We start from the raw sequence: 19,508 nt of genomic DNA, 5'->3' as shown, positions 1-19,508 counted from the left end.
AGCTCTGAAACCCGCGCGACACCGGGGGCCACGCGCCATACCCTCACGGCATGGCAGGACGACCGGAGGGGTTCGCGTTCGAGCGACGCGGCGAAGAGGTCGTGGTGACGCACCACGGCCGGCTCGCCTCCGTGCTGCGCGGACGTCGCGCGGCGGAGTTCCTCGAGGACGCGCAGCGCGGTGACCCGCAGGAGCTCATGGCGCGGGTGACCGGGAACTACCGGCGCGGCAACGAGCGCCGGGCCCGGCAGCACCCCCGCAACCGCGACCGCTGAGCCGGGGGGCATTCAGGGGGCGACGAACTGGACCCGCGTGCTGTCGTTCCACCGCACGACGATGGTCGCGCTGCCTGGCCGGTGCGGGCAGGGGGAGACCTGCTCGGAGCAGGGGACGAGGAACATCCGGTCGCCGTTCTGGACCAGCAGGCGCAGCCCTCGGTACCGGTAGCGGAAGGTCTGTCCCTCCTCGACCGGCAACGCCGTCTCGGTGACGTCGGGGCTGCGCAGGTACAACCGTTCGCGGGTGTCGACGACGACCCGCGGGAGGTCCTCGAGGTGCCCCGCCTGCTCCTGTGCCAGTCCCGTCCCCGACCACTGGGCCACGGTGGCGTTGGCCCAGAAGATGGCTGCCGCCACGGTGATCCAGAGGGCGACCCGCAGCCGGATCGAGCTCCCTCGCAACCCCAGGGTGTATGCCGTGACGGTGCCTCCCAGCGCCATGAGGACTGGCGTGACCAGGGGGTAGTACGGCCACCGGCCGACCATCGCGTAGGCGAACAGCAGCACGAGCCCGGCGGTGAGGAGCCCCATTCCGACGGCGAGGGCGAGCGAGGCGCGTCGCGTCAGTCGCGGCGCGAGCCAGCGGTTCGCGGCGATGGCACCGGCCACCAGCAGGACCAGGACGAGCAGCGGCACGAGCAGCGGACCCGGGCTGCGCATGACGAAGCTCTGGGTCGAGAGCCCGATCGTGTCGACGTCCAGCCCGAAGTAGAGGTACTGCGCCCGGGTCGAGACGTAGCCGAAGTAGAACAGCAGGGTGCTCAGTGCGGTGGCGGGCGCCACGATGTTGCCGGCCACGCTGTAGACGCGGTCCCACGAGACCCCGCGGGCCGGCTCGTCGGCGGCCATCATCCGCCGTCGGTCGTGGCGTCCGTGCCCGTGTCGGTGCCCGAGTCGCTGCTCGTGTCGGTGCTGGCATCGCCGGACCCGGGCGGCAGCTGCGGCACGTTGAGCGACACCGAGAGCTGCTGCTCGTTCGCGAGCGCGCCGACGAAGTGCCGACACGTCGCCGAGGTCGGGTCGGGGCAGAAGACGAGGCCGGCGAAGCCGAGCGAGGGGTTCGCGTCCTGGGCGACGTCGCCGGTGGCCCGGACGGGGAGGTCGCACTGCAGGGCCGATGTCCGGAAGACGTAGTGCAGGCAGCTCGGGCGTTCCGAGCCGCACCCCTGGTCGACCGCCTCGAACGACGCGGGGTCGAACAGCACCCGGGTGATCTCGATGCCGGTCCCCCGCGGGATCTGCCCGTCGGGACTGGCGATCCACGTGACGTGGGCGCACTGGAGCCGGGGGTCGTCACCGTCGTCCTGCGCATCGCCGCCGATGGGGAGCCTGGCCACCGCGATCGCCGGGGCGTCGTCCGAGGTCGAGCTGTCGGAGCTGTCCGGGGTCGTGGGCTCGGGTTCGGGGGAGTCGAAGGTCTCGCTGTCCCCGGACGCCTGCGAGGAGCCGTTGCCGGGGTCGCCGGCTGCGGTCGCACCACCCGAGCCACCGCTCGCCGCGCACCCACCCAGCAGGAGCACCCCGACGGCCAGCACCGCCGCCGCGTGCGACCGGGCAGGTCGTGACGTGCGGTGCGAAGCGCGGTGCGTCCTCATCACGGGTCGTCCGTCCCTAGGTCACCGGGGTGGTCCAGAGCGCGGACCACGTCCTCGGCCCGACCTCACCGTCCACCTCGAGCCCCTTGTCCTGCTGGAACCCGCGGACGACGCGGTCGGTCACGGGCCCGAACTCGCCGTCGGCGTCGAGCTCCCACCCGCGCTGGACGAGGCGGCGCTGGAGGGCCAGCACCCCCGGGCCGGTGGACCCCTTCCTCATCAGTCCCGGGAACGGCGGGGGCGTCCCCACCGGGGCTCGGGCGGTCCCGCGGGAGGCCGTCGCGGCGTCACCACGGCCCTGCGTGGCAGCCGCCTTGGTGAGTGGCACCGCTCCCGAGTACGCGGGGTAGCCGTAGCCCACGATGAAGCGGGTCGAGCGGTCGTGGACCCAGACGCCGTCGCTCTTGCCGGGGATGGCGGCGTTGCCCTCGATCGTGCGGACGCGTCCGTTCGCGAGGGGTTCGACGACGAGCCCGATGTGGTCGATGGCGTCGATCCGGCGACCGCCGTCCCAGTCGAAGAACACCGCGGCGCCCGGACGGGGTTCGTGGCCGAACCGCCCTTGGCCGTCCCACCACCGCGCGCACGCCACGGTGGAGGCGAACTTGCCCAGCAGGTCGTAGTCGCCGGCCACCCCGAACCCCACGCGGGACACGAAGATGTTGCACCAGGCGACACCGTTCCAGCCGTACTGCGCCCCGAACGGCTGCCGGTTGCTGCCGACCGGGTCCTCGATGGTCCCGCGGTGGCGCAGGGCCTCGGCGAGGACCGCACCGGCCAGGCCCGCGGCCTCGTGCTCGCCGGGTGAGGGGAGCTCGACCGCGTCCTGGTCGGGGACCTCGCCGTCGCCCTCCTTGGGGCCGTTGTCGGTCTGCACGGGCTCGTCCTCGGGCTCACCGAGGCTGTTGGTGTGGACGTCCGTCCCCTCGGTCGAGGTCATGGAACCTCCTGCGCCGCACCGACCGCGTCGAGGACGGCTGCCGCGACATCGGGGTCCGAGAGGTAGTCCTGGATGGAGTGCGGGTCCGAGGGGTTCTGCGCCCGTTCGTCCCGCATCGCGTCACTGCCCGGTGCGAACAAGGGGGTCAGCGGGTGCACCAGCGCCACGACGTCGTGCTCGTCGTAGGCGTTGAGCCACCTGAGCGTTCCACCGACCGGTTCGATCCCCCCCGGTATGCCGCGGTCCGCGTCCCCTTCGGCGCCGCCCCAGAGGTTCCGCTTCACGACCGCGTACCCGTCGGGGGAGCCGGCCGTGACCAGCAGCCGCACGCGAGGTCCGGGGGTGTAGCGCTGCAGGGCGTCGTAGGCCACACAGCTGCCGAGGCTGTGGCCGACGACGACGAGGTCGGTGTGGCCGTCGGCAGAGGCCTGCGCGATGGCGGCGGACACGACCTCCTGGACGGCGTCCCGCATGGCGTCGTCCTCGAGGTAGTAGGCCACGTCGGACAGGAACCTCGTGATGATCGCCTGCGGCGCACCGGTCTTGTCGCTGATGAAGCGCAACGCCTCCCGCACGACCTTGGGGCGCAGCAGGTCGCCCCACGACGCCTCCTCGCCGCTGGCCCGGGCCTTCTCCACGTCCCGGGCAGCACCGGCCAGCTCGGGGTCGGTCTGTTCCAGCCGGCGGGAGGCGACGAAGCCGATCTCGGCGGCGCCGTCGAGCAGGAGGTCTTCCCCGGTGGCCTTCGCCTGGGCGGCGACGTCGAGCCCCTCGAGCTGTGGCGCCGTTCCACCGGCCTTCTCGTGGGCGGCGATCCGGTCCGCGAGGACGTTGCCGTAGTAGGGGAAGTAGACGGCGCCGGCGTCGGGCTGGGCCCGTCCGGCGAGGGTCGCCCCCTTGGCGAGCCCGGCCAGCCACTCGCGCTTCTTGCGGGCGACGTAGTCGGCGACCGCGGCGTCACTGCGGTCGCTCCCCGCAGGCATCTGCTGGCTGCGACCGTGGATGAGGAGCAGGGCGGTGCTCATATGTTTCCTCCCAGTCCGAGCATCTGGCCGACGAGGTCCTTGGCCTCGGTGCCGTTGCTCTCGTCGAGGGTCCGCGCACGGAGGTCGGCGACCAGTGCGGAGACCCGGATTCCCTTGTTGGCGACCCAGACCCGTTTGGACTCCGGCGTCTCGTCGGTGGCGAGGTTGCCCTCGGCGTCGACGTACTGGTTCTGCGCGTTGCGTTTCTGCTCGCTGGCGTGGTGGAGGGCCACGAGCTCCCACGTGTCGCTGAGGACGGGTGACCCGGACGAGCCCGGCTCGGTGTCGGCGCCATAGAGGACGAAGGTGTCGTCGACGACCTCGAGCAGCAGGTTGTTGCGGACGCAGATCTCCCGTGTGCGACCCGACGGATGCTGGATCACGTTGACGTTCTGGCCCACCACGATCTTGCCCACGCCGCCGTGCAGCGGGATCGAACCGAACTGCTGACCCGGGGGCTGGCCGTCCAGCGGCGCCACAGCGACGACCGTGTAGTCGAGGGCATCGCGGGGGCTCGTCACGAAGCAGCGCTCGGGCTGCAGGGCGACCTTGCGCGGGGTGATGTTGCCGTCGGCGTCCTCGACGTAGCGGAACCACGCCACCGACCCGGAGGCCGTCTCGGGTGAGTCGATGACGTGGTTGTTGGTCATCAGCAGCCAGGGCGACACGAGGAACCCCGTGCCGAGCTCGCTGGTGGTGTTGATCTTCGCCACGGCATCGGCCTTGGTCGCGCCGGTGCTCAGCCACGCCCCGGCGAGGAAGTCGGCGTTCTGGAAGATGCGCTCGAGGGCCGCATCGACGTCGGGCGCCGCGGCGTCCTTGGCGACCGGCTCCCCGCGGCGCCGGGCGAACGCCTTCTTGCGGGCGAGCGGCTCGCTGCGCCAGGCCTGTCCGGGCTGCGCCGCGACCGCGCTGATGCGTGCCAGCGTCTCGGGCCCGAGCCGGAGCTCGGGCTCCCCACGTGGTCCGTGCCGGTCGCCTTCGTTCGGCTCCGGCAACGCACTGACGACTGCCATCTCTGCCCACCTCCGTGTGGTGATCCTGTCCACGGCACGAGTCGGAGGAATTCGCTGCGGATGACTCAGGGTGCGCCCGGTGGCAGCACGGCGGCATCAGCAATCTGACGTAGCGGATACCGGCGTTTCCGTGCTGCTACCGGGGCACAAGCGACATCCCGGCGTGGGTTCAGCGGGCCAGCAGCTCCTCGAAGGGCACCGGGTCGGCGAGCTCGGTGCCGCTGCGGGCCGGTGCCGCCGCAGCGGCACGCCCCGACACGAGGTCGGCGAGCTCGGCCGCGGCGACCTCGACACGGGTGGACAGCCCCTGGCCCGGGTCGCCACCGCCCCAGTCCTCGGACGCCGCGAACACACCCGTCGGGACCGTCACGGCCTTGAGGTAGGCGAACATCGGACGCATCGCGTGCTCGAGGACCAGGGAGTGGCGGGCAGTGCCTGCGGTGGCCGCCATCAGCACCGGGGTGCCCCGCAGGGAACCCTCGTCGAGGACGTCGAAGAAGGTCTTGAACAGGCCGCTGTAGGACGCCTGGAACACCGGCGTCACCGCGATCACGGCGTCGGCCGAGGCGACGGCGTCGACGGCCTCACGCAGCGCACCGCTGGGGAAGCCGGTGAGGAGCGCGTTCGCCAGGTCGTGGGCGTGCTCACGGAGGTCGACCACGTCGACGGTCGCCTCCTGCCCGCGCTCGAGCAGCGCGTCGCGGGTGGCGGCGGCGAGCCGCTCGCCGAGCAGGCGGGTCGACGACGGCTGTCCGAGGCCCGCCTGGACCACCACGACCCGGCGTGGGCGCGACTGGGACGACAGGGGACTCGTCATCGGGAGACCTCCAGGGATCGGGCCGCGGCGAGGCGGCTGGCGTGGGTCGGGGCGTCCGGCACGTGGGCCGGCTTGCGGGCGGCGGCGATCCTGCGCAGCTCGGGGACGACCTGCGTGCCGAGGATCTCGACCTGCTCCATCACGGTCGAGTGCGGCAGCCCCGCGTGGTCGATGAGGAAGAGCTGGCGCTGGTAGTCGCCGACGGAGTCGGCCATCGCGGCATACCGCTCGATGACCTGCTGGGGCGAACCCACCGTGAGGGGCGTCTCCCGGCTGAACTCCTCCAGCGACGGGCCGTGGCCGTAGACGGGGGCGTTGTCGAAGTACGGGCGGAACTCCCGCACCGCGTCCTGGCTGTTGGCCCGCATGAAGACCTGCCCACCGAGGCCGACGATGGCCTGGTCGGCCGAGCCGTGGCCGTAGTGCTCGAAGCGGCGACGGTAGAGCGCGACCATCTGACGGGTGTGGCTCATCGGCCAGAAGATGTTGTTGTGGAAGAAGCCGTCGCCGTAGTAGGCCGCCTGCTCGGCGATCTCGGGGCTGCGGATCGAGCCGTGCCAGACGAACGGCGCGATGCCGTCGAGCGGGCGCGGGGTGGCGGTGAAGGACTGCAACGGGGTGCGGTACTTGCCCTCCCAGGTGACGACGTCCTCGGTCCAGAGCCGGCGCAGCAGCGCGTAGTTCTCCACGGCGAGGGCGATGCCGTCGCGGATGTCCTTGCCGAACCACGGGTACACCGGGCCGGTGTTGCCGCGGCCCATCATGAGGTCGACACGACCGTCGGCGAGGTGCTGCAGCGTCGCGTAGTCCTCGGCGATCTTCACGGGGTCGTTCGTCGTGATGAGGGTCGTCGAGGTGGACAGCAGCAGCCGCGAGGTCTGGGCGGCGATGAATCCCAGCGTCGTGGTGGGGGAGGACGGCACGAACGGGGGGTTGTGGTGCTCACCGGTCGCGAAGACGTCCAGCCCGACCTGCTCGACGTGCTTGGCGAGCTCGACGGTGTCCTTGACGCGCTGGTGCTCGCTGACGGTGGTGCCCGTGGTGGGGTCGGTGGTCAGGTCGCCGACGGTGAAGATCCCGAACTGCATCGGTCTCGCCTCTCGTGTAGGTAGTTGCGAATTCAACTACATCAACCCGCGAGGTGTCACATCCATTCCCCGCGCACGGGGTGCGCGGCGCACGTCAGCTCGGCCGGGACTCGAGCCCGGTGCACGCGTTCGCCTGCTCCCAGAGCCCGTGGAGCCGCTTGGTGTCCGCGGCCCCCGGACGACGGGGTATGCCGTCGATGCCGATGAGCATGGGCGTCCAGCTCGCGGTGCGCACCACGCTGTGGCCGTTCGACCCGGTGCCCTTCGCGGCCTTGACGTCCAGGGCCAAGGTGAGCACGCCGGACCTGGAGTCCGGCTCCTTGCTGCGCCACCACACGAAGTTGCCGAGCCCGTACGCGACGTAGGAGCGCCCGAGCCACCCGGCGCCGTTGACCCGGTGGGAGTGGCCGCCGACGATGATGTCGGCTCCTGCCTCCTCGAGGACCTGCGCGGTCTCCGCGGACAGCGGGTCGGGGCACTTCTGGTAGTCCAGTCCCCAGTGCAGGAAGACCACGACCACGTCGTACTTCCTGGACGCTGCGGCAACGGCCCTGCGCAGCCGGGTCACCGGGGCGGCGCTGGCGATGCCGCCCTTGCCCGGTCCGGCCGAGTAGCGCGAGAGGGTCATCTCGAAGACCTCGGAGGCGCCGAAGACAGCGACCCGCAGGCCCTTGGCCGACAGGACCGCCGGGGCGAAGGCCTCGTCCTCGTCGGCGCCGATGCCCACGACCGGGATGGGGCTCGTCCGCTTCGCGGCGAGGGTGTCCTGCAGCCCGACCGGTCCGTAGTCCACGCCGTGGTTGTTGGCCATGCTCACGGCGTCGACTCCGGCGCCCTGCACGGTCCTCAGCGCCGAGGCGGGGGCCCGGAAATGGAACTCCTTGCCGATCTTCGTCCCTCGCGTCGTGATCGCCGTCTCCAGGTTGACCATGGCGAGGTCGGCGGCGCCGAGGGAGTCCTGCAGCTCGGCGAGGCCGTCGGGACGTGACGCCAGGGGGGCGAGGTAGTCCTCGAAGTGGACGTCCCCGGCGAACGCCATCGTCAGGGTGTTCGGGTCGCTCGGCCGGGCGGCCGTGGTGGAGCTGGGCGACGCCGTCGTCGACGACGTCCCGGGCGCGCGCGTCGTGGTCGTGGCGGACGTGCCGCTCGCACTCGGGGTCCCGCCGGGCCGGGTGCTCGGGCTGCCCGTCCGGCTGGTGGCGGTCCCGTCGGAGGCGCCCGCGGAGCAGGAGGCCGTGAGCGTGACCGCGAGGGCGGCAGCGGTGACCGCTGCGAGTGGGCGCATGAGCGCCGAGTGTAGGTCGCCCTAGGATCGCCATCGTGGAGGCGGCCGCATCGGGACACGGGCGGTTCGGGTCGCTCGTCGCGACCGGGCCCGTCGAGGTGCGTCGGGACCTGTCCGGGCTGGAGGCGCTCGACGGCCTGGGCTCGGGGTTCTGGGCCGTGGTCGCCGAGTTCGAGGGGTCGGTCACTGCCGTGCGGTTCGCCCACGTGACGCGTCAGCCGCCGAAGGCGCGCACCGTGCCGTGGGTGCCGCTGCGCGGGGAGTGGGGCACCAGCCTCGACGAGGCGGGCTACCTCGCAGGGGTGCGGGAGATCCGCGACCGCATCGCCGCCGGCACCGTCTACCAGGTCAACCTCTGCCGGGTGATGTCGCACGAGCTGGCCGAGGAGGCCGACCTCGACGGCCTGGCGCAGCTGCTCGCGCGGGGCAACCCCGCGCCATACGCCTCGCGCATCCACGTGCCGGACGCGGGACTCGACGTCGTGTGCGCGAGCCCGGAGGCGTTCCTGCTGCGCGACGGTGACCAGCTGGAGTCGCGGCCCATCAAGGGCACCGCGACCCACCTCGAGGCGATGCTGCCCAAGGACTACGCCGAGAACGTCATGATCGTCGACCTGGTGCGCAACGACCTGTCGCACGTCAGCCGCCCCGGCACCGTGCGGGTCGATCACCTCTGCGCACCGGAGGAGCACCCCGGCCTCGTGCACCTCGTGTCGACGGTCTCCGGCGAGCTGCGTCCCGGGGCGAGCTGGGAGGACGTCATGGCCGCCACCTTCCCACCCGGGTCGGTGTCCGGCGCACCGAAACACACTGCGCTGCAAGCCATCGCCGACCTCGAACCGGTCCCTCGCGGTCCGTACTGCGGGGCCGTCGGGTGGGTCGACGCCGATGCGGGCACGGCGGAACTCGCCGTCGGCATCCGGACGTTCTGGGCAGAGCGGGCTGCGGACGGACGACGGTGGTTGCGGTTCGGTACCGGTGCAGGCATCACGTGGGGATCGGACCCCGCGGGTGAGTGGGAGGAGACCCGGGTCAAGGCCGCACGGCTGGTCGGGCTCGCATCTGGGAGGGTGGACGCATGAGCAGCGTGAGGGTCTGGGTCAACGGTCGGCTGACAGGGGTGGACGAGCCGTCCATCGCGGCGCTCGACCACGGGGTGACCGTCGGGGACGGCGCGTTCGAGACCGCGAAGGTCGACCACGGGCAGGTGTTCGCGGCCACCCGCCACGCCCGTCGGCTCGACCGCACGATGGCCGGGCTCGGCCTGCCGCCGGCCGACCACGACCGCCTCGCCGAGGGCATCGAGGCGGTGCTGTCCGCGGGCGACCCGATCGAGTTCGGTCGGCTGCGCTACTCCGTCACCGGAGGCGCCGGCCCACTCGGGTCCGACCGGGACGACAGCCCACTCACGTACATCGTCACCGCCGGCGCCCAACCGCGACCGCCGGCGAGCGCCTCGGTCGCCGTCACCCCGTGGACGCGCAACGAGCGCTCCGCCGTCGCCGGCCTCAAGACGACCTCGTATGCCGAGAACGTCGTCGCCCTCGCGTACGCCAAGGAGCGCGGGGCGATCGAGGCGGTGTTCGCGAACACCCGTGGAGAGCTGTGCGAGTGCACCGGGTCCAACATCTTCGTCGTCGTCGACGGGGTGCTGCGCACGCCGCCCCTGGACTCCGGCTGCCTGGCCGGTATCACCCGCGAGGTCACCATCGAGTGGTGCCGTGAGGACGGGATGGAGGTCGTCGAGGAGGCCCTGCCGCTGGACGTCCTCGACAGCGCCGACGAGGTGTTCATCACGAGCAGCACCAAGGACGTCCTGCCGATCCACGCCGTCGACGACCGCACCCTCGAGGTGGGCCCGGTGACCCGGCGCGCGGCCGAGGTGTTCGCCCGGCTCTGTCAGGAGAGAATGGATCCGTGACCGACCAGACACGGGGCCGCACCCCCGAGGCCAGGCAGGACCAGCAGCAGTCGCCCTCCGACGAACGACGCCGGTCACGAGACCGGGAGAACGACCGGGAGAAGGACTGGGAGTGGCGGCGCAAGATCCGCTCGAACCCCCACAGCCACCGCATCTACAAGTGGGTCGTGGGGATCGTCGGCGCCCTCGTCACCATCGCCGGACTGATCGCCGTGCCCGCTCCGGGACCCGGCTGGCTGATCGTCTTCGTCGGCATCGGCATCCTGGCGTCGGAGTTCGAGTGGGCCCAGCGGCTGCTCGACTGGGGCAAGGCGCGCCTCGCCGACTGGAACGACTGGATCGGCCCCAAGCCGCTCTGGGTCAAGGGCCTCGTCGGGCTCCTGACCGCAGCGCTGGTGGCGCTCGTGTTCTACGGGCTGTTCCTCCTGTCGGGCGTGCCCGGGTTCCTGCCGGACGTCATCGAGGACTGGCTGAACTCCCTGCCCGGCCTCTGACCGGTCGGCGACGCCCCGACAGACCCCCGGATTTCGCCCATCGCACCCGCTCCCGCTATTCTTCGGCAGGCCCGCAAGGGCACCTGGACGTGTAGCTCAGTTGGTTAGAGCGTTCGCTTCACACGCGAGAGGCCATGGGTTCGAGTCCCTTCACGTCCACCAGGTCGGCACCAGCCGCCCATGCCGTCCGTCGAAGCCCTTCCCGTTCCGGGGAGGGCTTCGACGCGTTGCGGGTGGGTTCCGCGGCAGGTTCCGCATCCCCGCGGGGTCTCGTCGCGTCATACGGGAGGCGGGCGAACATGAGGGCGGACACCGGCAGCGGCACCACGACCCTCGACGAGGTCCAGGCCATGTGCCAGCTCCTCGGGGCGGTGGCCGTCAAGCAGGGGATCGACCTCGACCAGGTCTTCGAGGGCACGACCACGGGGACGAGCTGCCAGGCGGTGGCGCAGCAGGCCGCCCACCCCTGACGGCGGGTCCTCCGGTGGAGGCGGTCCGGACGAGGGGAGGGACGCGGCGGCGAGCAACCGAGGAATAGCATCCGGAGGGTGAGCGACTCGATGCACACCACAACCATCCGGATCGCCGGCGCCGACGGCGACGAGATCGAGGCCTACCTCGCCCGGCCCGACGGCGACGCCCCCCGCGGCGGGGTCGTGGTGATCCACCACATGCCCGGCTACGACCGGGCCACCAAGGAGATCGTGCGCCGGTTCGCCGAGCTGGGGTACGACGCGATCTGCCCGAACCTCTACTGGCGCGAGGCTCCCGGCGCCGACCCGTCCGACGCGGCCGCGGCCGCCCGGGCGAACGGCGGGGTCCCGGATGCGCGGCTCGTCGGCGACGTCGGTGGTGCCGCGGCACACCTGCGGTCACTCCCGAGCAGCAACGGGAAGGTCGGTGTCATCGGGTACTGCTCCGGCGGCCGCCAGAGCGTCCTGGCCGCCTGCCACCTCGACGTCGACGCGGCGGTGGACTGCTACGGGGCGTTCGTCACGGGCACGCCGCCGGAGGGGTTCCCGCTCAAGGTGACCAACCTCGTGGACCAGCTCCCCGGACTGCGCGCGCCGCTGCTCGGCCTCTTCGGAGCGGACGACAAGACCCCCAGCCCCGAGCACGTCGCCGAGCTCGACACGCGCCTGACCGAGCTGGGGAAGCCGCACGAGTTCCACTCCTACGAGGGCGCGCCGCACGCGTTCTTCGCGGTGGACCGACCGTCCTACCGGCCCGAGGCCGCCAACGACGGCTGGGAACGCATCGCCACCTTCTTCGCCACCCACCTCTCCACGCAAGGGGCCTGACGTGTGCACGTACGCCACCGTGACCGAGTCCGTCGACGGCAGCGCCAAGGGACCGGGGGGCCAGTGGTTCCACGTCAGCGACGCGACCGTCTACTACGACCACCCCGTCCACGCCATGGCCGAGCACACCCTCAACATCGACCTGGCCGACCCTTCGAGAGGACCGGGGCAGCGGGTCGCGGTCGAGCTGACCCGTGCGTCGGCCACCCGGCTCCGCGATGCCATCGACACCGCCCTGGCGTCGGCACCCGAGGGGGTCTGATGGCGACGCCGACGGTCCAGAGCCTGCACACGTACCCCGTCAAGGGCGAGCCCGGCCTCACGCTCGAGGCCGTCGTCGTCGACGACGCGGGTCTGGAGGGCGACCGCCGCAAGAAGGCACCCGTGCAGGTCATCGCCGCCGAGGACGTCCGCGACGACACGCGGGCCAACGTGGTCGTCACGCTGGCCTCGGCCGACCTCGCCGCGACCGTGGGCTCGGTGCTGCGCGTGGGGGAGGTCGTGCTCGACGTCACGGGCCCCGCCGGCGGCTGCCCCGGGGTGTATGCCGCGGTGAGCCGCCGCGGCACGGTGCGGGTGGGGGACCCCGTGACCACGGATCAAGAACCCGCGTGACGACTGTTGCACGCGCGGCATAAGGTCGAGCCGTGGTCAGCTTGACGACGACAACGGGGCAGGGGCGGTCGGCACCGCTTCCGATGGTGCCTGCGGCCGCGCACGAGGCCGCCGTCGCACGGCTGGCGGCGAGCTACCGCGCCATACCGGCCGATGCCACGGTGCGGCTCGCGAAGAAGACGTCCAACCTGTTCCGGGCCCGGGCCAGGACCGACGCCCCCGGCCTGGACGTCTCCGGGCTCGGTGGCGTGCTGTCGGTCGACCCGGTGGCCCGCACGGCCGACGTCCAGGGCATGTGCACGTACGCCGACCTCGTGGACGCCACGCTCGCGCACGGGCTGGCACCGCTCGTCGTCCCGCAGCTGAAGACGATCACGCTCGGCGGAGCGGTCACGGGACTGGGCATCGAGTCGACGTCGTTCCGCAGCGGGCTGCCGCACGAGTCCGTGCTCGAGATGGACATCCTCACGGGCAGCGGCGAGATCGTGACCGCCCGCCCCGAGGGGGAGCACGCGGACCTGTTCCACGGCTTCCCCAACTCCTACGGGACGCTCGGCTACGCCACCCGGCTGCGCATCTCCCTGGAGGAGGTCGATGCTGCGGTGGCGCTGCGGCACCTGCGGTTCCACGACCTCGAGTCGCTCGTCACGGCGATGGGGGCCGTCGTCGACACCGGAGAGCACGAGGGGGAGCGGGTCGACTACCTCGACGGCGTGGTGTTCTCGGCCACCGAGGCCTACCTCACGCTGGGGCGGCGCTCTCCCCTCACGGGGGCGCCCAGCGACTACACCGGCATGGACGTCTACTACCGGTCGATCCAGCACGACGGTGCTCGCCCGCGCACCGACCTGCTCACCACCCACGACTACCTGTGGCGCTGGGACACCGACTGGTTCTGGTGCAGCAGGGCGTTCGGGGTGCAGCGGCCTGGCATCCGTCGGCTGTGGCCGAAGCGGTTCCGCAACAGCGCGTCCTACTGGAAGCTCATCGCGCTCGACCACCGGTTCGACGTGGCCGACCGGCTCGAGGCCCGCAAGGGTCGGCCACCGCGCGAACGCGTCGTGCAGGACATCGAGGTGCCGCTGGGGCGCACGGCCGAGTTCGTCGAGTGGTTCCTGCGCGAGGTGCCGATCGAGCCGATCTGGCTCTGCCCCGTGCGCAGCTCCGGCAGCTGGCCCCTGTACCCCCTGCGGCCCGGGGAGACGTACGTCAACGTCGGGTTCTGGTCCAGCGTCCCCCGCGACCCCGACGACCCCGGCGCGACCAACCGCCTCATCGAGGCGAAGGTCACCGAGCTCGACGGCCACAAGTCCCTCTACTCCGACTCCTACTACGACGAGGGTGAGTTCTGGCAGCACTACGGCGGCGCGACGTACGCGGCGCTCAAGGCCAGGTACGACCCCCGTTCCCGACTGCTCGATCTCTACTCCAAGGCGGTGCGACGCACATGACGATCCTCAAGAGCAACCGACCCGACTCCGACGTCCTCCCGGCAAAGCTGTCGATGGCCCAGATCCTCGATGCCGTGACCTCGGGGGAGATGCCGTTGCGGTTCACCGCCTACGACGGCTCCCGTACCGGCCCCGAGGACGCCGAGTTCGGCCTCGACCTGCGGACCCCGCGCGGTGCCAGCTACCTCGCGACGGCACCCGGGGACCTCGGTATGGCGCGCGCCTACGTCGCCGGGGACCTCGACCTCATCGGGGTCCACCCCGGTGACCCCTACCCGCTGCTCGCGGCGATGGGCGAGGTGCACTTCCAGATGCCGGCGCCGAAGACCGCTGCGGCGATCGCCCGGTCGCTCGGGGTGGAGCTGCTCAAGCCCCCGCCGCCGCCGCCCCAGGAGTCCCTGCCGAGGTGGCGTCGAGTCGCCGAGGGGCTGCGGCACACCCGGACCCGTGACGCCGAGGCGATCCACCACCACTACGACGTCTCGAACGCGTTCTACGAGCGTGTCCTCGGCCCGTCGATGACGTACACCTGCGCGGCCTACCCGCAGGACTCCTCGACGCTGGAGGAGGCGCAGGAGAACAAGTACCGCCTCGTCTTCGACAAGCTGCGGCTCAAGCCCGGTGACCGGTTGCTCGACATCGGCTGTGGCTGGGGCGGCATGGTGCGGTATGCCGCGCGGCGCGGGGTCCGCGTCATCGGCGCCACCCTGTCGGCCGAGCAGGCCCAGTGGGCCCAGGAGGCGATCGAGCGCGAGGGGCTGGCGCACCTGGCCGAGGTCCGCCACACCGACTACCGCGACGTCGCGGAGACGGGCTTCGACGCGATCTCCTCGATCGGCCTCACCGAGCACATCGGCGTGCGCAACTACCCGTCGTACTTCCGCTTCATCGAGGACCGGCTGCGCCCGGGTGGCCTGCTGCTCAACCACTGCATCACCCGTCCCGACAACAGGCGCACCTCCACCGGGGCGTTCATCGACCGCTACGTGTTCCCCGACGGTGAGCTGACCGGCTCCGGCACGATCATCGCCGCGATCCAGGACGTCGGCGGGCTCGAGGTGCGCCACGAGGAGAACCTGCGCGAGCACTACGCCCGCACCCTGGCGGGGTGGTGCGACAACCTGCGGGACAACTGGGACGCCTGCGTGGCGGAGGTGGGCGAGGCCACGGCCCGCGTCTGGGGCCTCTACATGGCGGGGTCGCGACTGGGGTTCGAGCGCAACGTCGTCCAGCTCCACCAGGTGCTGGCGGTCAAGCTCGGTGACAAGGGTGCGGCAGGCCTTCCGCTGCGACCGTGGTGGGACGGCTGATGGACCAGCGGATCTCGCTGGTCACCCTCGGCGTGGGCGACCTCGCCCGCGCCGAGGCGTTCTACACGGCGCTCGGCTGGCGCCGGGGCAACGACGAGGACGAGGTGGCGTTCTTCCAGTGCGGTGGCATCGTCCTCGCGCTCTGGGACCGCACCGCCCTGGCCGAGGACTCGGTGGTCACCGATGACGGCGGCTGGGGCGGGGTGACGCTGGCGCTCAACGTCGCCAGCCCTGCAGAGGTCGACTCCGTCCTCGAGGAGGCCCGCGCAGCCGGGGCCACCATCGGCCGCGGCGGCGCCGACACGGTGTGGGGCGGGTACTCCGGCATCTTCGTCGACCCCGAGGGCCACCCCTGGGAGGTCGCCCACAACCCGTTCTGGACCGTCACCGACGACGGCCGCACGCTGCTGCGCGCCCCCTAGTCCAGCGGAGCGAGCAGCTCGGTCCCCAGCCACTCCTTCGGGATGCCGAACGCGTCGACGAGCTCCTGGGCGTGCGGTCGCAGGGTCGCGCAGAGGTCGTTGACCGCGGCGGTGACCTGCTTGCTCCGGGCCGGGGTGATCCGGCCGTGCTCGAGGTACCAGCCCTTGTCGGCCTCGATCTGGCTCAGCGCGTAGAGGTCGCACACGGTGGAGAGCATCGCCGCCGCCGTGCGGTCCTCGCAGGCGTCGATGCCGGCGACGAAGGCCTCGAGAATGGTGCGGTCGACGTGGGCGCGGGCCGCCTCGACGACGTGGTCCTGGGCGAGGTTGAAGACCTCGAAGAGGTCGGCGCCCGGCTTGCCCGCCTTGCGCAGGCGCAGGGCGAGGGTCTCGAGCAGGTGCCGCTCGCGGTCCTCGAACAGCGCCAGCTGCCAACCGCGGTCGGTGGGCCCCTTCTCGCTGTCGCGTCCCGGCGCCGCGGCGACCAGGCGCTCGACCAACCCGCGGGCAGCCGTGCGCTCGATGACGGCCCCGGCGAACTGGCGGGCCCCGAAGCGCACCATCCCAAGGGTGTCGAGGTTGCCGAAGCTGTCGCGGTAGTCGGTCAGCAGGCCCTTGGCGACGAGCTGGAGCAGCACCGTGTTGTCGCCCTCGAAGGTCGTGAACACGTCGGTGTCGGCCTTGAGCGCGGGCAGCCGGTTGACGGCGAGGTACCCCGCGCCACCGCAGGCCTCCCGGCACATCTGGATGGTCGTGGTGGCGTGGGTCGTGGAGACCGCCTTGATGCCGGCGGCACGGGCCTCGAGCTCGCGCTGGCCGTGCTCGTCGACCTCGTCGGGAGCGCTCTGGACGTCGTGCATCAACGAGACGAGCTCGTTCTGGGCGAGCTGGAGGGCGTAGGACTTCGCGAGGGCCGGGAGGAGCTTGCGCTGGTGGGCCCGGTAGTCGAGCAGGACGACCTCGTCCTCGGCGCCGGGCGGGGTGAACTGGCGGCGGTGACCGGCATACGTCACGGCGAGGGTGAGCGCGGTCCGCGTGGCCGAGCCCGCGGCACCGGCGACGCTGACCCGGCCGCGGACGAGGGTGCCGAGCATGGTGAAGAAACGGCGGGTCGAGTTCTCGATGGGGGAGGTGTACCGCCCCTGGTCGTCGATGTCGCCGTACCGGTTGAGCAGGTTGGTGCGCGGCACCCGGACGTGGTCGAAGGACAGCCGGCCGTTGTCCACGCCCGCCAGGCCTGCCTTGGCCCCGCAGTCGCCGATGGTGACGCCGGGCAGGGGCGTGCCGTCTTCGTCGCGGATGGGCACGAGGACGCAGTGCACGCCGTGGCTCTCACCGTCGGTGATGAGCTGGGCGAAGACCGCGGCGAGCCGGCCGTCGCGGGCGGCGCCGCCGATGTAGTCCTTGCGGCTGCGCAGGTCGGGCGTGTTGACGACGAGCTCGTCGGTCGCGGGGTCGTACGTCGCCGTGGTGCCGAGCGACTGCACGTCGGAGCCGTGCCCGGTCTCCGTCATCGCGAAGCAGCCCGGGAGCGTGGCGTCGATGATGCGAGGCAGGTATGCCGCGTGGTGCGCGGCGGTGCCGAGGTTGGCCACCGCGCCACCGAAGAGGCCCCAGTGCACGCCGGCCTTGACCATGACCGACAGGTCGGCGTGGCCGAGCATCTCGAACGCCGTCACCGACCCGCCGAGGTCGCCGTTGCCGCCGGCCTCCTTGGGGAAGCCGCGCGCGGGGTGACCGGTCGCGGCGATCTTCTGGACCTGGTCGGCGACCCGCGCGCGGTACTCCTCCATGGTCAGCTCCGCCTCGGGGGCGGCGAAGTCGCTGGGGGACAGGTCGGTGCGGGCCTCGTCCTTGATGTGGGCCCACCGCCCGTCGAGGGCGCGGCGCAGCTCGGTGGCGAGGTCGGTCATGGTGGCTCCTTGGACGATCAGGACGGGTCGGGCCAGGCGGCGGACAGTCCGCCCCAGGCCAGGTCGGTGAGGTGTGCGGTGAGGTCGGGGCGGGTCAGCGAGGGGTCCGCCAGCCACTGGTCGGCAGCCGCCCGGACCATGCCCACGACGCCGGCCCCCCACACCGTGGCGGGCGAGGTGTCGCGGCCGACCGAGGCGAGGGCTGCGCCGATCAGCGCGGACATCTGGTCGGCGATGTGGCTCGTCACGGCCAGGGCGGGGTCGCCACCGGACGGGGCGTCGAGCAGGGGGGCGTTGACGACGAAGCGGTAGACCTCCGGATCGCGCTCGACGAGGGCGAGGTAGGAGTCGATCGCCGCGGCGATGATCGCCCGGGGTGACCCCCCGGCGCGGGCGAGGTCGGGCGACCCGCCCCCCATGGCGGACCCGAGGTCGCGCAGGATCCGCGCGTCCACGCTCTCCGACACGGCGGCATACAGGCCGGAGCGGTCGGTGAAGTGGCGGTAGAAGACCGTCTTGGACGTGCCGGCTGCCGCCGCGATGTCGTCCATGCCGACCCCGGCACCGTGCTCCCGGATGGCGCGCAGGGTGGCCTCGACGAGCTCACGGCGCCGGCTGGCGCGGTGCTCGTCCCAGCGGGTGCTGCGACCGTCGGTGGTGGTGCTCACGCTGTCGACGGTAGCAGGTACCAGCCGTACCTGCTACCGTCGGTATCAGTAACCCTCGACCTCCAGGAGCATCTCGTGGCCGCATCAGCGAAGCCCCGCCGCGCCGCCGTCATCGGTGGCAACCGCATCCCGTTCGCCCGTGCCAACAGCACGTACGCCAAGGCCTCCAACCAGGACATGCTCACCGCGTCCCTCGAAGGCCTCGTGGCCCGGTTCGGGCTGGCGGGGGAGCCGGTCGGCGAGGTCGCCGCCGGAGCGGTGCTCAAGCACAGCCGCGACTTCAACCTCACCCGTGAGTCCGTCCTGGGTTCGAGCCTCGCGCCGACCACCCCGGCGTACGACGTGCAGCAGGCCTGCGGCACCGGGCTCGAGGCGACCGTCCTCGTGGCGAACAAGATCGCCCTGGGTCAGGTCGAGTCCGGCATCGCCGGCGGTACCGACACGGCCTCCGACGCGCCCATCGCCGTGAACGAGGGGCTGCGCGAGACGCTGCTGGCGCTCAACCGGGCGAAGACTCCCGGCCAGCGACTCAAGGCGGTCGCGCGCCTTCGCCCCGGCCAGGTCGTCCCCGAGATCCCGCGCAACGTCGAGCCGCGCACCGGCCTGTCGATGGGCGAGCACATGGCCCAGACGGCGGCGCACTGGGGCGTGACGCGTGAGGCCCAGGACGAGCTGGCCGTGCAGAGCCACCGGAACCTCGCAGCGGCCTACGACCGCGGCTTCTTCGACGACCTCCTGACGCCCTACCTCGGCCTCACCCGGGACCAGAACCTGCGCGCGGACTCCTCGGTCGACAAGCTCGCGAAGCTCAAGCCGGTCTTCGGCCGGGGCGACGGCGCCACCATGACGGCAGCCAACTCGACGCCGCTGACCGACGGTGCCTCCGTCGTGCTGCTCGGCAGCGACGAGTGGGCGGCCGAGCGCGGCCTGCCCGTCCTGGCCCACCTCGTCGACGCGCAGACCGCGGCGGTCGACTACGTCACCGGCCACGAGGGACTGCTCATGGCTCCCGCCTACGCGCTGCCCCACCTGCTGGAACGCCAGGGCATGAAGCTGCAGGACTTCGACCTCGTCGAGATCCACGAGGCCTTCGCGGCCACCGTGCTGTGCACGCTCGCGGCCTGGGAGAGCGAGTCGTTCTGCCGCGACAGGCTCGGTCTCGACGCGCCCATCGGGGCGCTGGACCGCACCAGGCTCAACGTAAACGGTTCGTCCCTGGCCGCCGGCCACCCCTTCGCGGCGACCGGTGGACGGATCGTTGCGTCCCTCGCCAAATCGTTGCAGGAGAGGGGATCCGGCGCGCGTGGCCTGATCTCGATCTGCGCCGCCGGTGGGCAGGGTGTCATGGCGATCCTCGAGGCGGCCTGAC

Annotated in this window: 22 protein-coding genes and 1 tRNA gene; 13 read left to right on the top strand and 10 right to left on the bottom strand. The window is 72.0% G+C overall.

What is annotated here, in order from left to right; translation table 11 throughout:
• The first annotated feature begins 50 nt into the window (after positions 1 to 50).
• Complete coding sequence (locus ASD62_RS02015; protein ID WP_056914540.1) at positions 51 to 275, top strand: hypothetical protein; 225 nt, start codon at positions 51 to 53, stop codon at positions 273 to 275.
• Between the two features lie 12 nt (positions 276 to 287).
• Here ASD62_RS02015 and ASD62_RS02010 read toward each other — a convergent pair whose 3' ends face one another.
• The 8 genes from ASD62_RS02010 to ASD62_RS01975 all read right to left on the bottom strand — a co-directional run bounded on the left by ASD62_RS02010 (position 288) and on the right by ASD62_RS01975 (position 8,044).
• Positions 288 to 1,130: a hypothetical protein gene (locus ASD62_RS02010; RefSeq protein WP_200956831.1), complete on the bottom strand. Its 843-nt coding sequence runs from the start codon at positions 1,128 to 1,130 to the stop codon at positions 288 to 290.
• Complete coding sequence (locus ASD62_RS02005; RefSeq protein ID WP_157581213.1) at positions 1,127 to 1,873, bottom strand: hypothetical protein; 747 nt, start codon at positions 1,871 to 1,873, stop codon at positions 1,127 to 1,129. Before ASD62_RS02005 ends, ASD62_RS02010 begins: the two co-directional genes overlap by 4 nt.
• Before the next feature lie 16 nt (positions 1,874 to 1,889).
• Complete coding sequence (locus tag ASD62_RS02000) at positions 1,890 to 2,813, bottom strand: peptidoglycan-binding protein (protein ID WP_056914537.1); 924 nt, start codon at positions 2,811 to 2,813, stop codon at positions 1,890 to 1,892.
• The gene (locus tag ASD62_RS01995) at positions 2,810 to 3,838 is read right to left on the bottom strand and encodes a hypothetical protein (protein WP_056914536.1); all 1,029 of its coding nucleotides are present in this window, start codon (positions 3,836 to 3,838) and stop codon (positions 2,810 to 2,812) included. Before ASD62_RS01995 ends, ASD62_RS02000 begins: the two co-directional genes overlap by 4 nt.
• Positions 3,835 to 4,854: a serine protease gene (locus tag ASD62_RS01990; protein WP_056914535.1), complete on the bottom strand. Its 1,020-nt coding sequence runs from the start codon at positions 4,852 to 4,854 to the stop codon at positions 3,835 to 3,837. The genes ASD62_RS01995 and ASD62_RS01990 overlap by 4 nt, the downstream gene beginning before the upstream one ends.
• A 169-nt stretch (positions 4,855 to 5,023) precedes the next feature.
• The gene (locus ASD62_RS01985; protein ID WP_056914534.1) at positions 5,024 to 5,671 is read right to left on the bottom strand and encodes an FMN reductase; all 648 of its coding nucleotides are present in this window, start codon (positions 5,669 to 5,671) and stop codon (positions 5,024 to 5,026) included.
• On the bottom strand, positions 5,668 to 6,759 hold the full coding sequence (locus ASD62_RS01980; RefSeq protein WP_056914533.1) for an LLM class flavin-dependent oxidoreductase: 1,092 nt from the start codon (positions 6,757 to 6,759) through the stop codon (positions 5,668 to 5,670). Before ASD62_RS01980 ends, ASD62_RS01985 begins: the two co-directional genes overlap by 4 nt.
• Before the next feature lie 94 nt (positions 6,760 to 6,853).
• On the bottom strand, positions 6,854 to 8,044 hold the full coding sequence (locus ASD62_RS01975) for a CapA family protein (RefSeq protein ID WP_082580511.1): 1,191 nt from the start codon (positions 8,042 to 8,044) through the stop codon (positions 6,854 to 6,856).
• A gap of 35 nt (positions 8,045 to 8,079) precedes the next feature.
• Between ASD62_RS01975 and ASD62_RS01965 the strand changes: the two genes are divergently transcribed.
• From ASD62_RS01965 to ASD62_RS01920, 11 genes are all read left to right on the top strand, one after another.
• On the top strand, positions 8,080 to 9,126 hold the full coding sequence (locus tag ASD62_RS01965; RefSeq protein ID WP_056914530.1) for a chorismate-binding protein: 1,047 nt from the start codon (positions 8,080 to 8,082) through the stop codon (positions 9,124 to 9,126).
• Positions 9,123 to 9,965 (top strand): aminotransferase class IV, encoded by an 843-nt coding sequence (locus tag ASD62_RS01960; protein WP_200956830.1) that lies wholly within the window; start codon positions 9,123 to 9,125, stop codon positions 9,963 to 9,965. The genes ASD62_RS01965 and ASD62_RS01960 overlap by 4 nt, the downstream gene beginning before the upstream one ends.
• Complete coding sequence (locus tag ASD62_RS01955; RefSeq protein ID WP_157581210.1) at positions 9,962 to 10,459, top strand: TIGR02611 family protein; 498 nt, start codon at positions 9,962 to 9,964, stop codon at positions 10,457 to 10,459. Before ASD62_RS01960 ends, ASD62_RS01955 begins: the two co-directional genes overlap by 4 nt.
• 85 nt (positions 10,460 to 10,544) lie before the next feature.
• A tRNA-Val gene (locus tag ASD62_RS01950) sits at positions 10,545 to 10,621 on the top strand.
• Positions 10,622 to 10,758: 137 nt separating this feature from the next.
• Positions 10,759 to 10,929, top strand: a complete 171-nt coding sequence (locus tag ASD62_RS19990) for a hypothetical protein (RefSeq protein WP_157581207.1) — start codon at positions 10,759 to 10,761, stop codon at positions 10,927 to 10,929.
• Positions 10,930 to 11,007: 78 nt separating this feature from the next.
• Positions 11,008 to 11,760: a dienelactone hydrolase family protein gene (locus tag ASD62_RS01945; protein WP_056914529.1), complete on the top strand. Its 753-nt coding sequence runs from the start codon at positions 11,008 to 11,010 to the stop codon at positions 11,758 to 11,760.
• A 1-nt stretch (position 11,761) separates the two neighbouring features.
• Positions 11,762 to 12,022 (top strand): DUF6295 family protein, encoded by a 261-nt coding sequence (locus ASD62_RS01940; RefSeq protein WP_056914528.1) that lies wholly within the window; start codon positions 11,762 to 11,764, stop codon positions 12,020 to 12,022.
• The gene (locus tag ASD62_RS01935) at positions 12,022 to 12,375 is read left to right on the top strand and encodes an MOSC N-terminal beta barrel domain-containing protein (protein ID WP_056914527.1); all 354 of its coding nucleotides are present in this window, start codon (positions 12,022 to 12,024) and stop codon (positions 12,373 to 12,375) included. The genes ASD62_RS01940 and ASD62_RS01935 overlap by 1 nt, the downstream gene beginning before the upstream one ends.
• A gap of 32 nt (positions 12,376 to 12,407) precedes the next feature.
• A complete protein-coding gene (locus ASD62_RS01930; protein ID WP_235530600.1) occupies positions 12,408 to 13,826 on the top strand; it encodes an FAD-binding oxidoreductase in 1,419 nt (472 codons plus the stop codon).
• Complete coding sequence (locus tag ASD62_RS01925) at positions 13,823 to 15,136, top strand: class I SAM-dependent methyltransferase (RefSeq protein ID WP_056914525.1); 1,314 nt, start codon at positions 13,823 to 13,825, stop codon at positions 15,134 to 15,136. The genes ASD62_RS01930 and ASD62_RS01925 overlap by 4 nt, the downstream gene beginning before the upstream one ends.
• Complete coding sequence (locus tag ASD62_RS01920; RefSeq protein ID WP_235529160.1) at positions 15,121 to 15,558, top strand: VOC family protein; 438 nt, start codon at positions 15,121 to 15,123, stop codon at positions 15,556 to 15,558. The genes ASD62_RS01925 and ASD62_RS01920 overlap by 16 nt, the downstream gene beginning before the upstream one ends.
• On the opposite strand, the gene ASD62_RS01915 is transcribed toward ASD62_RS01920, so the two are convergent.
• Both ASD62_RS01915 and ASD62_RS01910 read right to left on the bottom strand, forming a co-directional pair.
• On the bottom strand, positions 15,555 to 17,471 hold the full coding sequence (locus ASD62_RS01915; RefSeq protein ID WP_082580510.1) for an acyl-CoA dehydrogenase: 1,917 nt from the start codon (positions 17,469 to 17,471) through the stop codon (positions 15,555 to 15,557). The genes ASD62_RS01920 and ASD62_RS01915 overlap by 4 nt on opposite strands.
• Positions 17,472 to 17,488: 17 nt before the next feature.
• A complete protein-coding gene (locus tag ASD62_RS01910) occupies positions 17,489 to 18,139 on the bottom strand; it encodes a TetR/AcrR family transcriptional regulator (protein WP_056914524.1) in 651 nt (216 codons plus the stop codon).
• Positions 18,140 to 18,214: 75 nt separating this feature from the next.
• Here ASD62_RS01910 and ASD62_RS01905 point away from each other — a divergent pair, with 75 nt between their 5' ends.
• The gene (locus tag ASD62_RS01905; RefSeq protein ID WP_056914523.1) at positions 18,215 to 19,507 is read left to right on the top strand and encodes an acetyl-CoA C-acetyltransferase; all 1,293 of its coding nucleotides are present in this window, start codon (positions 18,215 to 18,217) and stop codon (positions 19,505 to 19,507) included.
• Position 19,508 lies beyond the last annotated feature (1 nt).

Source organism: Phycicoccus sp. Root563, from assembly GCF_001427915.1.
Taxonomy (GTDB): Bacteria; Actinomycetota; Actinomycetes; order Actinomycetales; family Dermatophilaceae; genus Pedococcus.
The sequence above is the reverse complement of the archived record's forward strand: the minus strand, read 5'-3'. Positions and strand labels throughout refer to the sequence as shown.

Coding starts and splice junctions, on each gene's coding strand:
- ASD62_RS19990 (WP_157581207.1), top strand. CDS start 10,759: ATGAGGGCGGACACCGGCAGCGGCACCACGACCCTCGACGAGGTCCAG.
- ASD62_RS02010 (WP_200956831.1), bottom strand. CDS start 1,130: ATGATGGCCGCCGACGAGCCGGCCCGCGGGGTCTCGTGGGACCGCGTC.
- ASD62_RS01960 (WP_200956830.1), top strand. CDS start 9,123: ATGAGCAGCGTGAGGGTCTGGGTCAACGGTCGGCTGACAGGGGTGGAC.
- ASD62_RS01990 (WP_056914535.1), bottom strand. CDS start 4,854: ATGGCAGTCGTCAGTGCGTTGCCGGAGCCGAACGAAGGCGACCGGCAC.
- ASD62_RS01935 (WP_056914527.1), top strand. CDS start 12,022: ATGGCGACGCCGACGGTCCAGAGCCTGCACACGTACCCCGTCAAGGGC.
- ASD62_RS01915 (WP_082580510.1), bottom strand. CDS start 17,471: ATGACCGACCTCGCCACCGAGCTGCGCCGCGCCCTCGACGGGCGGTGG.
- ASD62_RS02005 (WP_157581213.1), bottom strand. CDS start 1,873: ATGAGGACGCACCGCGCTTCGCACCGCACGTCACGACCTGCCCGGTCG.
- ASD62_RS01925 (WP_056914525.1), top strand. CDS start 13,823: ATGACGATCCTCAAGAGCAACCGACCCGACTCCGACGTCCTCCCGGCA.
- ASD62_RS02000 (WP_056914537.1), bottom strand. CDS start 2,813: ATGACCTCGACCGAGGGGACGGACGTCCACACCAACAGCCTCGGTGAG.
- ASD62_RS01980 (WP_056914533.1), bottom strand. CDS start 6,759: ATGCAGTTCGGGATCTTCACCGTCGGCGACCTGACCACCGACCCCACC.
- ASD62_RS01975 (WP_082580511.1), bottom strand. CDS start 8,044: ATGCGCCCACTCGCAGCGGTCACCGCTGCCGCCCTCGCGGTCACGCTC.
- ASD62_RS02015 (WP_056914540.1), top strand. CDS start 51: ATGGCAGGACGACCGGAGGGGTTCGCGTTCGAGCGACGCGGCGAAGAG.
- ASD62_RS01985 (WP_056914534.1), bottom strand. CDS start 5,671: ATGACGAGTCCCCTGTCGTCCCAGTCGCGCCCACGCCGGGTCGTGGTG.
- ASD62_RS01995 (WP_056914536.1), bottom strand. CDS start 3,838: ATGAGCACCGCCCTGCTCCTCATCCACGGTCGCAGCCAGCAGATGCCT.